Annotated in this window: 13 protein-coding genes; 10 read left to right on the top strand and 3 right to left on the bottom strand. The window is 70.3% G+C overall.

Annotated elements, in window-relative coordinates:
• The first annotated feature begins 95 nt into the window (after positions 1-95).
• The 8 genes from VF632_RS10115 to VF632_RS10080 all read left to right on the top strand — a co-directional run bounded on the left by VF632_RS10115 (position 96) and on the right by VF632_RS10080 (position 6,699).
• Positions 96-1,772 (top strand): D-aminoacylase, encoded by a 1,677-nt coding sequence (locus tag VF632_RS10115; protein WP_331022759.1) that lies wholly within the window; start codon positions 96-98, stop codon positions 1,770-1,772.
• A 174-nt stretch (positions 1,773-1,946) separates the two neighbouring features.
• A complete protein-coding gene (locus tag VF632_RS10110; RefSeq protein WP_331022758.1) occupies positions 1,947-2,990 on the top strand; it encodes a DUF1028 domain-containing protein in 1,044 nt (347 codons plus the stop codon).
• Positions 2,991-3,056: 66 nt separating this feature from the next.
• Positions 3,057-3,362 carry a hypothetical protein gene (locus tag VF632_RS10105; RefSeq protein ID WP_331022757.1) on the top strand — a complete coding sequence of 102 codons (306 nt, stop codon included), beginning with the start codon at positions 3,057-3,059 and terminating at the stop codon, positions 3,360-3,362.
• A gap of 856 nt (positions 3,363-4,218) precedes the next feature.
• Complete coding sequence (locus VF632_RS10100) at positions 4,219-4,779, top strand: GNAT family N-acetyltransferase (protein ID WP_331022756.1); 561 nt, start codon at positions 4,219-4,221, stop codon at positions 4,777-4,779.
• A gap of 9 nt (positions 4,780-4,788) precedes the next feature.
• On the top strand, positions 4,789-5,568 hold the full coding sequence (locus VF632_RS10095) for a GNAT family N-acetyltransferase (protein ID WP_331022755.1): 780 nt from the start codon (positions 4,789-4,791) through the stop codon (positions 5,566-5,568).
• 51 nt (positions 5,569-5,619) lie between these two features.
• Entirely contained in the window at positions 5,620-5,973 is a 354-nt protein-coding gene (locus VF632_RS10090; RefSeq protein WP_331022754.1) for a hypothetical protein, read from the top strand.
• A 22-nt stretch (positions 5,974-5,995) separates the two neighbouring features.
• Positions 5,996-6,469 carry an NUDIX domain-containing protein gene (locus VF632_RS10085; protein ID WP_331022753.1) on the top strand — a complete coding sequence of 158 codons (474 nt, stop codon included), beginning with the start codon at positions 5,996-5,998 and terminating at the stop codon, positions 6,467-6,469.
• Positions 6,466-6,699 carry a hypothetical protein gene (locus VF632_RS10080; protein ID WP_331022752.1) on the top strand — a complete coding sequence of 78 codons (234 nt, stop codon included), beginning with the start codon at positions 6,466-6,468 and terminating at the stop codon, positions 6,697-6,699. The genes VF632_RS10085 and VF632_RS10080 overlap by 4 nt, the downstream gene beginning before the upstream one ends.
• A gap of 1 nt (position 6,700) precedes the next feature.
• Here VF632_RS10080 and VF632_RS10075 read toward each other — a convergent pair whose 3' ends face one another.
• Both VF632_RS10075 and VF632_RS10070 read right to left on the bottom strand, forming a co-directional pair.
• Positions 6,701-7,090, bottom strand: a complete 390-nt coding sequence (locus VF632_RS10075) for a hypothetical protein (protein ID WP_331022751.1) — start codon at positions 7,088-7,090, stop codon at positions 6,701-6,703.
• A 671-nt stretch (positions 7,091-7,761) separates the two neighbouring features.
• Entirely contained in the window at positions 7,762-10,335 is a 2,574-nt protein-coding gene (locus VF632_RS10070) for a zinc-dependent metalloprotease (protein ID WP_331022750.1), read from the bottom strand.
• 394 nt (positions 10,336-10,729) lie between these two features.
• Between VF632_RS10070 and VF632_RS10065 the strand changes: the two genes are divergently transcribed.
• Positions 10,730-11,146, top strand: coding sequence for a hypothetical protein (locus tag VF632_RS10065; RefSeq protein ID WP_331022749.1), 417 nt, complete (start codon positions 10,730-10,732; stop codon positions 11,144-11,146).
• A 542-nt stretch (positions 11,147-11,688) separates the two neighbouring features.
• Here the strand turns inward: VF632_RS10065 and VF632_RS10060 are convergent.
• Positions 11,689-11,925 (bottom strand): hypothetical protein, encoded by a 237-nt coding sequence (locus tag VF632_RS10060; RefSeq protein ID WP_331022748.1) that lies wholly within the window; start codon positions 11,923-11,925, stop codon positions 11,689-11,691.
• Positions 11,926-12,118: 193 nt separating this feature from the next.
• Here VF632_RS10060 and VF632_RS10055 point away from each other — a divergent pair, with 193 nt between their 5' ends.
• The gene (locus tag VF632_RS10055; protein ID WP_331022747.1) at positions 12,119-12,730 is read left to right on the top strand and encodes an NUDIX hydrolase; all 612 of its coding nucleotides are present in this window, start codon (positions 12,119-12,121) and stop codon (positions 12,728-12,730) included.
• Positions 12,731-12,751: the final 21 nt, after the last annotated feature.

Below are 12,751 nucleotides of genomic sequence, written 5' to 3'. Positions count from 1 at the left end.
CTTCGCAGCCGCCGGCGGAAGCCGAACCAGGCGCCGCCGGCAAAGCAGGCCGGAGCATCCCCCCAGAAACGAACCCAGTTCCGCTGCCTGACCCGATGATGAACCGACGCACTTTCCTGCAGGCCGGGGCCGCCCTCGCGCTCTTCCCCGAGCGGAGGATCTGGGCGGCGCAGCCCGGGTCCGCCACGCACGTGCTTCGCGGCGCCCTGCTGTACGACGGCACCGGCGCGCCGCCGCGCGAGGCCGACGTGGCGCTGGACGGCGCACGCATCGTGGGCGTCGGGCCGCGGCTGCAGGTGGGGCGCGTGGAAGAGACGGACCTGCGGGGGCTGGCGCTGGCCCCCGGCTTCGTCGACATCCACTCGCACACCGACCTGAACCTGCTGGTGAACCCACGCGCTGAGAGCAAGGTGCGGCAGGGAGTCACGACGGAGGTCACCGGCCAGGACGGCGGCTCCATCGGCCCGTGGACGGACGCCCACTACCAGGAGATGCGGGCGGAGTACCGGGGCCGCGGGTTGGACCTTCCCTTCCGCGACCTGGCCGGGTTCTTCGGGTGGATGGACGAGCACGGGGCGGCCGTGCACGTGGCCAGCATGGTGGGCCACGGAACCATCCGCGCCCGGGTGATGGGCCACCAGGACCGCCCCGCGACGGACGCCGAGCTCCGCCGGATGAAGGACGAGGTGGCGCGCGCGGTGGCGGCTGGTGCCTGCGGCCTTTCCAGCGGGCTGGAGTACACACCCGGCGCCTTCGGGAGCACGGCGGAACTGGTGGAGCTCGCCACGGCGCTCGCGGGCACGGGCCTGCCGTACGCGTCGCACATGCGCAACGAGGACGACCGGCTGTTCGCCGCCGTCGAAGAGGCCATCCACGTAGGGCGCGTGGCCGGGGTGCCGGTGGAGATCTCGCACCTCAAGGCGCAGGGCGGGCGCAACTGGTGGAAGGCGGGCTCCACGCTTCACGCCATCGAGCAGGCGCGCGCCGCGGGGGTGGACGCCGCGTTCGACGTGTACCCGTACGTGGCCTACAGCACGGGGCTGGCGAACCTCTTCCCGGTCATCGCGCGCGATGGCGGAACGGATGCCTTTCTCGCCCGCCTGCGCGACCCGGCCCAGCGCGGCCGGCTGGAGCGCGCCGTCCGCGACAAGATCGCGCAGCTGGGCAGCTGGAACTCGGTCCAGGTGACCTCCACCGGCTCCGACGCCCTCGCCTGGGCGCGAGGCCGCAGGCTGGGAGACCTGGCGACGGAGCGCGGCGTGGAGCCGTTCGCCCTGCTCGTGCAGCTGATCGTGGAGGACCGCAACCGGGCGGGGATGGTGGGCTTCGGGATGAGCGAGGAAAACGTGGAGCGCAGCCTGGCTCATCCGCTCTCCGCCGTCTGTTCGGACGGGGGAGCGTGGGCGCCCTACGGCCCGCTCTCCACCGGCGTTCCCCATCCGCGAACGTACGGCACCTTCCCGCGCGTGCTGGGCCGCTACGTCCGCGAGCGCAAGCTGATGCCGCTGGAAACGGCGATCCACAAGATGACGGCGCTCCCGGCCAGCCGGGTGGGGCTTCACGACCGCGGCACCGTAACCCCGGGCGCGGGGGCGGACCTGGTGGCGTTCGATCCGGACACGGTCATCGACCAGGCCACGTTTGAGCGGCCCCACCAGTACCCGCTGGGCATTCCGCACGTGTGGGTGAACGGGGTCGCTGTCATCCGCGGCGGCGAGCACACCGGCGCGCGCCCCGGCCGCAGCGCCCGTCCGACGCCGCGTCCGGGGTGACCGCGGGCGCCGATCCTGCACCGAACAAAGAAAAGAACCGTTTCACGCAGAGGACGCAGAGAAGACGGAGAGGACGCAGAGGGCCCGATGATGTTCCTCTGCGCCCTCTCTTTTCACCCCTGCGTCCTCTGCGTGAAACATCAACATTCCTTCACCCACACCGGGATCGTCTCGATGAACCGGATTGCAGTCCTGGCGCTGCTCGTGGCCGCCACGCCCGCCGCCGCGCAGGAGCCCGCCGCCTGGGGAGAAAGCCTGAGCTTCAGCACCTTCTCCATCGCCGCGGTAGACCCCGCCACGGGTGAGGTGGGCGTTGCCGTCACCACGCGCGTGCCGTGCGTGGGCAACGCCGTGCCGCACGTGCGCGCCGGGGTGGGCGCCGTCGCCACGCAGGCCACCACGCGGGTGGAGTACGGGCCGCAGCTGCTGGCCCTGCTGGAGCGCGGGGTGGCGCCGGAGGAGGCGCTTCGCCAAGCGCTCGCGGGCGACACGCTGGAGGCGCGGCGGCAGGTGGGAGTGATCGGCCGCGACGGGCGCTCGGCGCAGCACACGGGAACGGGCACCACCGCGTGGGCCGGGCACCGCGCCGGCCGCAACTTCGTCACGCAGGGCAACCTGCTCGTGGGGCCGGCGGTGCTGGATTCCGTGGCGGCCGCCTTCGAGGCCAGCGCCTCCAGCGGCCGGCACCTGGCCGACCGGCTGATCGACGCCCTCGCGGCGGGGCAGGCGGCGGGCGGCGACGCGCGGAAGGGCCGCGCGCAGTCCGCTGCCGTCGTCGTCGCCGATCCCCGGCCCGGCCGCTCGCGCCGGCCCGACGGCACCACGGCGGACATCAACGTGTGCGAGCACGCCGAGCCGGTGGCCGAGCTGCGCCGCATCTACAACACCATTTCCGAGACGCTGGGATTCCGCACCCTGCAGCAGCAGGCCGGATCCGACGTGTGGCAGCTGAAGCTGATGCTGCACGCGCTGGGGCACTACCGGGCCGCGGAGCCGGAGCTGGCCCGCGACAGCACGGCGTTCGTCTACACGCAGGAGGCGGTGGCGGCGGTGGATGCCTTCCGCCGGGCGGAGGGGCTGGCGGGCCCCGACCTGGGCTCACCGCCGGGGCTGGTGGATGGGGAGACGGTGGCGCGGTTGTGGGCGGCGCTGGAGCGCGCCGGCAAGGCCGACGCGGTGCGGCGGATGATCCACGACCTCACGGCGGTGCGCCGCTGATCCGCCCCGGCTCGTCTTCTGCATCGGCGGGCGGCATTTCGTGAACCGGAACCGAGGGGAAGAGACGTGGATTTCACCGCAACCGTGCTGCTGGCCTCCATCGACCATACGCTCGCCTCCGTGCGCGCCGCCCTGGCCGCGGCCGCCGATCCCGAGCAGTATCCCGAGGCGACGAACGAGTTGGCCGGGATGGCCGGCTCCAACATCGCCGTGCTGACGCACTCCGCACTCACCAACGAGTGGCAGGGCATACCCGAAGGCGTGTTCGAGGCCATGCGGCAGGCCCAGGTGGCGGCGCAGGACAACGATCTCGACGAGGTGGAGCGCGTTTTGGCCGGCGCCCGCGAGCAGATCGGCGGGCGCTCGGCGTGAACCCGCGCCGCGCACCCACCTGTCACGATGAGCGAGAGCCTGTCATCCTGAGGCCCAGGCGCACCGCACCGGCCCGTAGCACACCCGTCGCGGGCCGAAGGATCTAGCCGCGGACAGGTAGTAGGCCGGGCGCGGCAGCGGTCATGGAAGCAGAGGCCTCGGCTCCGCGGGGGCCCTCACCCGTCCTCGCTTATGCTCGTCCACCCTCTCCCACAAACAGCGTGGGAGAGGGGGTACACTTCGGGTCGAGGTGCGATCGCGGGCACAGAATAGAGGCCCCGGCCCTGCTGGGGCGACTAAAGTCGCGGCAACAACGGCCCAAAGTCCGCCTTCGCGGACTGCACGCGCAGTCGAGTGCGCGGGGCCAGCCCGAGCGCAATCGAATTCTCCCTTTCCCCTGCTTGCGGGGGAGAGGGCCGGGGAGAGAGGGCGGCCAGGGGCATGCGCCGAGTCACCCGAAGCGCACCGTTCCAGGCTCGCGTTCCCTGTGGGCAGCACCAGACCGGCCGAAGCGCGATTCAGGTCTCCCCCTCCCCTGCGCAGCGGGGGACGGGGGCCGGGGGGAGGGGGCTCCCAAGGGCTGCGAGGTACTCTGTCGAGCCTCGATCGAAGTGCCCCTCTCTCCCGCGCAGTTTGCGGGGGAGAGGCCGGGAGAGGGGGGCGGCCAAGGCATGCACCGGCAGTCCATCGAACCCCGATCGAAGTTCCCCCCTCTCTCGGCGCAGTTTGCCGGGGGAGGGACCGGGGGAGGGGCCCACCCGCGGATCGCACCGGGGGGCCGGGGGTGTGCCGCACAGGGTGGGGCGCCTTGCGACCGCGCGACGTCCCGAATACCGTACGGGCGAACCCAGCGCCCATGCCCGTACTCGCAATGCCCCAGCGCTCCGCCGATTCGCCTCCGATCTCCATCCGCCGCGGCACCCCGGCCGACGCCGCCGCGCTGGCCGAGTTTGCCGCGCGTACGTTCCAGGAAAGCTTCGGCGTGATGAACGACCCGGTCGAAGTCGCGGCGTACCTGCGCCACGCCTACGGCCCGGCACAGCAGGAGGCGGAGCTTCGTGATCCCGACCACGTCACGCTGCTCGCCGAACGGGACGGCGAATTGGCCGGATACGCGCAGCTCCGGCGCTTTCCCACGCCGCCCTGCGTCACGGGGCCGCACGCGGTGGAACTGCGCCGGTTCTACGTGGACGCGCCCTTCCACGGCCGGGGGCTGGCACAGCAGCTGATGGCGGAAGCCGTCTCCACGGCGCGCGGGATGGGCTTCGCCACCCTCTGGCTGGCCGTGTGGGAGCACAACCCGCGGGGAATCGCCTTCTACCGCAACAGCGGATTCACCGACGTGGGCTGGCAGCCGTTCCTGCTGGGCGCCGAGGTTCAAACGGACCGTGTGATGGCCCGGGCCATCCAGGAGTAGCGCCGAACCGTGTTCACCCTGCGCCTCGCCACACCCGCCGACCTGCCCGCCATCCGCGAACTGATCCCGCGATCGGTCGAATCGCTCAGCGCCGGCTTCTACACGCCGGAGCAGGTGACGAGCGCCATTTGCTACGTATTCGGGCCCGATACGCAGCTGATCGCCGACGGCACCTACTTCGTCGCGGAGGTGGAGGGCGACATCGTGGCCTGTGGCGGGTGGAGCTGGCGGCGGACGCTGTACGGCGGCGACCAGATGAAAGCGGCGGACGATCCACCGCTGGACCCCGCCCGCGAAGCCGCCCGCATCCGTGCCTTCTTCGTCCACCCGGCGTGGGCGCGGCGCGGCATCGCGTCCGCGATCATGAAGGCATGCGTCGACGCGGCGCGCGCGGCCGGCTTCCGGCGACTGGCCCTGATGTCCACTCTACCCGGAGCCGCTGTACCGCGCGTTCGGCTTCGCGGCTGGCGAGCGCATCACCGATACGCTCCCCGACGGCGTCGGCGTGCCCTTCGTACCGATGGAGCGGGAGATCGGATGACGGATTCCGCCAGCGATCCCGAGCTTGTTCAGCTACTCGAGCGCACAGAGGATCTGGAGTCGTTCCTGCGCTTCGTTTCCGCACTGGAGCGTGATTTCGCCACACATCGCGGGGAGTGGCAGAACTGGAAGATCCATAGGTATCTTGAAGCGGCGGTGGCGTGGGCGCGCGATTCGGGGCAGTTGCCGGAGCCTGCGTCGTGGCGCTCCTTCGCCGAATTCCTGTATGCAGGTAAAGTGTACGAGTAGTCGCACGGCGATCGGCAGGTTGAAACGATGAACCGTTCGCGGAGGTCCCTCATGCAACGTCCCGCCCTGCTCATGCTGGTGCTGCTGGCCGGCTGCGCCACGCGCCAGCCGCCACCACCCGCCCACGACGCCGGGAAGCTCGTCCGTCTCTCCATAGTACCGAGCACCACCACGAAACTCGCGATCACCTCGATCGGTGGATCGGCGTGCCAGACGAGCGACCGCATGCCCAACGCGGTCAGCGGGCCGAGCCCGTCCACGCTGGTGATCCCACGATCCGAATCGACGGGCACCCCGGTTCCCATGCCGAACGCCTGTCCCGTGACGGCGCGGACCGGGAGGAATGCGAAAGTCGTGACGTACCAGCGGGACAGCGCGAACGCGGCACCCGAGCCGCCACGTTGAGCCAGCTTCCGCACGCCGCCCGATGACGAAGCGCGCGAACGAGAGCGCCGGGATGCTGCTGTTCCGGCGCGGTCCGGACGAGCTGGAAGTCTTTCTCGCCCACCCCGGCGGCCCGTTCTGGAAGAACAAGGACGCAGGCGCCTGGACCATTCCCAAAGGCGAGGTGAACGAGGGCGAAGAGCCGCTGGCGGCGGCGCGCCGCGAGTTCCAGGAAGAAACGGGGGTCGTGCCGGCCGAGCCGTTCCTGCCGCTGGGAGCCATCCGGCAGAAGGCGGGAAAGACGGTTCACGCCTGGGCGTGGGAGGGCGACGCAGACGCGGAGGCCGTCACCAGCAACGAGATCCGCACCGAGTGGCCGCGCGGCTCGGGCCGGTGGCTGACCTTTCCCGAAGTGGACCGCTGCGCCTGGTTCACGCCGGACGCCGCGCGCGAAAAGATCAACCCCGCGCAGGCCGAGCTGATCGGCCGGCTTCAGGCACTGCTGGACGCCCCGTGAAGGAGAACGCGCGCGGCTGCTACTGCGGCGACGGCGACACCAGCTGCGGCACCTGCGAGCGATGCGGCGGGGCGGGGCACACGCGGCACTTTCCCGGCCCGGTGCCGTACACCGGCGCGTGGTGCGACCGGTGCTACCGCATCGTCGGCTGGACCCACCCCACCCGCCTGCTGACGCACATCATCATCCCCCTGCTCGCGCTGATCGTCCTCTACCAGTGCGTGGGCTGACTCAGGCGGCCAGGTGCAGCACCGGCTCGAAGTGGCAGCCGTAGCACACCAGCGGATGCGGCGATGCGATCCGCGAGCCGGGCTTGATCTCGATGGGCTTGTTGCAGCGGGGGCAAGCGCCGTGGAATGCGGTCACCCGGAACCTGGCCCGCCAGCTTCTGAACGTCATCACGGCGCCCACGAAGAAGGGCATGAGCGTCATGAACGGATCGAAGACGGTGATGAAGAACGTCGTCACGGTCGACACGAACCACGTACACGCCCACAGCATCGTCCGCGACAGCCGTGACCAGCGCGAGAAGCGCTCGAACGTCAGGTGCGCCGGCGCGTCGGGGTGGCCGGCGAGGATGATCCAGGCGTTCGGCCGCTCGACAGCGGAATTGTCCATCATCTGCATCTCCACGAGCGGGCTGTGAGCGCGAAGGCATCCATCACCTGCTCCCTGACAATACCCTCCAGCACCTCCCCACGCGCATAGGAGAAGCTCCCGAACCTCCGTCGGGATTTGCCCCACGCGCGCCGAACTGCGCTTCGGCTCCGTCCGCAGCGACAGCAGCTCGCCGCGAAGTTGCGCCGTGGCGTCTTCGGATAGCGGCGTGAAGGGGAGTCAGTCCGCTCGTTTCGCCCCAGAATCATTGCTCCTTCCGCCTGGGGAGTCGTATGATGCGCGCGACGCTGGACGAAGCACCTTCATTCAGAAACCCGCCTCATAGCTCCCTGCGATGCCTCTCTATTCCTGTCCCGTTTGCCTGAACCCCGTCAGCGGGGCCGCGCCTTACTGCCCCAGGTGCGGTCATCCCATCGCGGCGGCACGTCGGAATCAGGGCGCGAGTGTCGCCGGAATCGCGAAAGGGGTTTTCCTCGGCCTGGCGGGGTGCTTCGTGCTCCCCTACCTCATCGCGATCGTAGCCATGGTGCTACTCGGAACGTGCGAGGCCGCGGGCCTGTAGCCCCCATCGGCCTGCACGAATGAAATCGGCAGCCGCGGACAGGATCGTCCGCGGCTGCCGATTTCCATCTACTGACTGTGTTCGTGCGCCTGACGGCGGCGCGCGGACCGCGTCAGTCGTTCGGGTCCAGGATGTCGCTGATCCGGTTGATCGCGCCCTGCAGGTGCAGCGTGGTGGCGCGGTCGCCCGCGCGCGGCAGGCTGCGCGTCAGCTCCGTGCGCAGCGACACCAGCTCGCCGCGGAGCTGCGACTTGGCGTCTTCCGACAGCGGAAACACGCGCGGCGCGCCCGGGAACTGCGGCTGCGGCGTGGCGCCGGCCGGGGTCTCGGGCGGGTTCAGCTTGCGGTCGATCAGCGCCAGGTAGTCCATCTGGAGCTCGCGCCGGTACGGGTCGATCACCGGGCGCGCCGTGCCGATCTCCGACCAGATGCCGCGGCGCACGTCGCCCAGCATGTTCGCCAGCGGGTACACCAGGTCGCGCGTGCGGCCCAGGGCTTCCTGCTCCAGCAGGCGGTTCAGCCGGCCGTCGTCCAGCAGGGTGTTCAGCACGCGGAACTGCGCGGCGTTGATGCGGTTGATCATCCCCCCCGCCTCGATGCGGCTGGCGATGTCCGGCCGGATCAGGTACTGCGGGGTGCGGAAGACGTTCTCGTTGAGGAACCGCACCGCTTCCATCTGGCGCGCCGCCGGCATCGGCGCGTACACCGCGCCGGGCTGGCTCCCCGACTTGTACTGCACGGTTCCGCCGGCCACCATCGTCGCCACGTGGTTGGCCTCGGTGGACCACTGCTGCACGGTGCGGTCGTACAGCTCGCGCATGTCGGAGTTGTCCTCACCCGGGCGCGTGCTGGCGCCGGGGATGTAGCCGACGACCCGGGCGATGTTGCGGAAGCCGAGCGCCGTGGACTTCACCGGGTCCGCGTCGCCCACCGCCTCGCTCTGCGTGCCGAAGGCGCCGTACTCATTGTTGGCCGAGAAGCGGTACCAGGGCACCGTGTCCTGCATCCGCGACCACCGCTCCAGCGTGGGGCGCTCCTCGTCGCTGGTGCGCGCGCCGGGGATGGGCTTGTACCCCCACATGATGGCGTAGCGGTCGTACGGCCCCACCCGCGGAATGATGTGCTCCAGCGGAATGTTGTCTTCCGGCTGCGCCACGTAGTTGAAGCGCGAGTAGTCCATGATGCTGGGCGAGTGCCCCATCTTGGCGACCCACGTGGGGCTGCGCACGCTGTCCGCCGGGTACGTGGAGCTGCCGATCTGGTCGTGCTGCAAGCCGATGGTGTGCCCGATCTCGTGCGCCACCACGAACTGCAGAAGCTTGCCCATCAGCGAGTCCGGCATGGGAAGCATGCGGGCGCGCGGGTCGATCGCCGCTGCCTGCGTGAAGTACCACGAGCGCTGCAGGTTGAGGATGTTGTGGAACATCCGCACCGAGCCGTTCAGGATCTCGCCCGTGCGCGGGTCGTGCACGTGCGGGCCCACCGCGTTCTCGGTGGTGGACGGAAGCCAGCGGACCACCGTGTGGCGGATGTCCTCGGGCGACCAGTCGGGGTCGTTCGCCGGGACCTCGCCCGGAATGATCCCGTCCTTGAACCCCGCGGCCTCGAAGGCCTGCTGCCACTCGATGATCCCGGCGCGCACGAACGGCTTCCAACGGTCGGGCGTCGCCGGGTCCACGTAGTACACGATGGGCTTCTTGGGGTAGCAAAGGTCGCCCTCGCGCCGCTCCGAGCACTCCAGCCGGTAGCGGGTGATGTAGCGCCGCTGGGCCGAGCGGTGCTCGTCGGTGCCAAAGTCCACCTGGTTGATGGAGAAGAAGCCGACGCGCTCGTCGAAGCGGCGCGGCATCATGGGCACCTCGGGAAGGCGCACCAGGCTCCAGTGGGCCAGGATGCTCTGCGCCAGCCGCGGCGGGGCGTTCGGCCCCTGCGGCGCCGAGCCGCCCGCACCGGCGGGGGTGGGCACGCCGGTCTGGGTGGCCTCGATCTCCACGTTGTCGGGGAAGGCGACGGCGCGCTCCACGTACGACCGCGAAGCATCGATGGTCCCGCGGATGCCGGCGATCTCCGGAACGCTGGTGGTGAAGAGCCGCGTGACGTCGACCACGGCGGCCGAGTCGGCGCCGTACGCTTCCACGTTGAGCACGGCGATGATGGGCGCGTAGTTCGACGACTCCACGGCGCGGTACACCGAGAGCGAGGTGTCGGCGGTGATGTCGAACTGCGGCGAGCGGAGGATCACCCGGTTGCCGTTGCGCTCCCAGCGCATGGTGCGCTCTACGAACTGGTCGCCGCCGTAGTTGCCGAACTGCCCAGGGGGCAGGTTGGGCGGGGTGGCCGCGGCGCGGGCGTAGCGCCCCACCAGCAGCATGTCCTTGTTCAGCTCCGCCCGCGGGATTTCGAAGAAGAGCTTGTCACCCACCTGGTGCACCCCGAACATCCCGCGGCGCGAGCGCGCCTCGGAGGTGATGACCGACGAGTAGGCGCGGGGGCGCGCCGCGCGCATGCCTCCTCCTCCCCCGCCGCCCGCGTCGCCGCCGGCATCGGCGCCGTCCGGGGCGGGTGCACCGGTGCGCGCGCCGGGTGCACCACCGGGCGCGGGGGTTGGGCCGGACGCGGGCGGCCGGGGTGGGGTGCACCCCGCCACCAATGCGGCCGCCAGTACCACGGTAAGGCTGTACTTCATAGGGTTGTCGCTCCGGGAATGGATGCTCGGCGGCCGTGCGGCGGCCTGCTAAAAGCGTAGCACCCCGGAATGCGGACGGCAAGCGCCGCCGCCTCCGATCCGTGCCACGGGGGACGAATCATGCCGGGTGCGCCGGATGCGGCCGGCCTCCCTTTGTCAGAGACGGGGGGCGTCGGGCGTTGCGATCCTGGTGGGCTTTCATGGCCTGGTGCCGCGCCGCGTGACGGGCGAGGGCCGTTCATCGTCAGCTCCCGTGCGGTTTCCCGCAAGCCCGGGGCGTCCGCAAGCGTCGTTCCGTCGAGCGCTTTTCCGCGGACACGCCGGGGTGGAACGAAGAATTGCTCGGGTGTATTCTGATCCGGTCCCCGGGGGAGGGGACACGGAGGAAAAACGTATGAACGTGATGAAGACGCTGGCGCTGGACCTGGTGCTCGTCCTTGCTGTGGTGATGATGGCGGGACTGGTGCTGGACGGCGGGTATCACCTGTACCGGCACCTGCGCCGCCGCCGTCACAGCCGCGGCGGGGCCGTGGGCGTGGTGATCGATCGCGAGGGGCGCATATTGGGAACGTACCTGGACCCGTTCGCGCACCCCTGGCGGTCGGCCCGCATGCACGGCCCCGAGTCGCCGTGGAGCAAGCCCGGTCCGTGGGGCGAGCCCGCGTCTGCCTGGGAGGGGTTCGGCGAGACGGAGGAAGAGGCGTTCATGCACGCCAATCGGCTGCGCCGCAGGCAGGTCCAGCTGTTCGGCCTGCTGGAGCCCGACGAAGACGACGGGCGCCCGGACTGGATGACAGCCAAGGCGGAGTAACTTCGGTAACCAACGGAACGCGCCCCGAGCATCATGCCCGGGGCGCCCCGCTTTGAACGAAGCTTCACCTGCACGCGCACCGCACCTGCCGAAGCGCACGATGTCATCCCGATGGAGCGACTTCGGAGAGCCCTGCCCGCACACCATCGATAGCAGCGACTGAGGGATCCGCCACACAGCCCGCGACCCTGCGCCGGGACGGCAGACACATAATTGCCGGGGTGCCGTTCGCTCGTCAGCGGTTACACGCCTGAAAACAGCGGTCCGGCTCAGGCTACGGCCGGCAGCCGTTTCGCAGCGTGTGTGGCGGATCCCTCGGTCGCTGCGGTCTACGTCGCGGGGGCCGTTTCGGTGTGGCCGCTCCGTCGGGATGACAGAAGGCGCCGCGCCGGCCGAAACGCGACTTGTCATTCCGATGGAGCGACCTCGGAGAGCCCTGCCCGCACACCATCGATTGCAGCGACTGAGGGCTCCGCCACACACTTCGCTCTGGACGCCGGGGCCGCGGCTGCGCCGGTCCGCATCCGCCACGAATGAGTCGATCAGACCTGCGGCTCGGCGTCCACGGCGCCCACCTCGCCGGTCACGTCGTCGTCCGCCACGTCCTCCACCTCGTTCTCCGAGACGCCGATCACGGTGCCGTCCTCGAACTGCACCATGAACCCGTCGCGCCCATCCTCGTTGTTGTCGGCGCCCCAGTGGCCGATCACCTCGCCGGTGCGGCCGATGAACGGCTCCGACTGGTCATAATACGAGCGCACCACGCGTACCCTGTGCATCGCGGCCTCCGCGGTGAATTTCCTCAAAATCAGAATCTTGGCCGGTGCAGGAAACGCACAAGCCGCGCCCATCCCCCCTTACCCCGTTGCTCACTCCGCTCCCAACCCCCGCGCCCGCAACCAGTTACCACCGGCCCGGCCCGGGATGTGCATTGGCCGCGTCCCTTCATCGAACCCAGGGAGGAGGACGCGGGTGGCGGAGCGCAACGAAACGGGAAGGCCGCAGCCGTGGCCGGTCATCGGCCAGGAGCACAAGGGCGATTTCGAGATCTTCAGCGCCCGGGCCATCCGCGCCCGGTCGCCGGACGACGGCTCGGAGTACACCTTCCACATCGCCGACGCGCCGGACGCGGTGACGGTCATCGCCATCACCTCGAACGACGAGCTGGTGATGGTGCGGCAGTGGCGGCACCCGGTGCAGCGCGTGACGCTGGAAACGCCCAGCGGCATCATCGACGAGGGCGAGACACCGGAGGAAGCCGCCGCCCGCGAGCTGCGCGAAGAAACCGGGTACGCGGGCGACGACCCCGAGTGCATCGGCTGCGTGGTGCTCAACCCGTCGTGGCAAACCACTCGCGTGTACGCCACGGTGGTCCGCAACGCGCGCCGCGCCGGCGAGCGAGACCTGGACGAGGGCGAGGACACGCGCGTGTGCCTGCTGAAGCTCGGCGAGGTGAGGCGGCGCGTGCTGGAAGGCGAGATCGACACTTCCAGCGTGGTCGCCGCCCTGGCCCTGTGGGACTGGCGCACGGGCGCGACGGGAGCGGGGGCGGGCGGTGAGAACCGCGGGGCGGAAAACAGATGAGTGCTTGCGGAGAAGCCGCGC

It is taken from the genome of Longimicrobium sp. (assembly GCF_036388275.1).
Taxonomy (GTDB): Bacteria; Gemmatimonadota; Gemmatimonadetes; order Longimicrobiales; family Longimicrobiaceae; genus Longimicrobium.
Note: the sequence above shows the minus strand (reverse complement) of the source record. Positions and strands in the feature narration are given on the sequence as shown.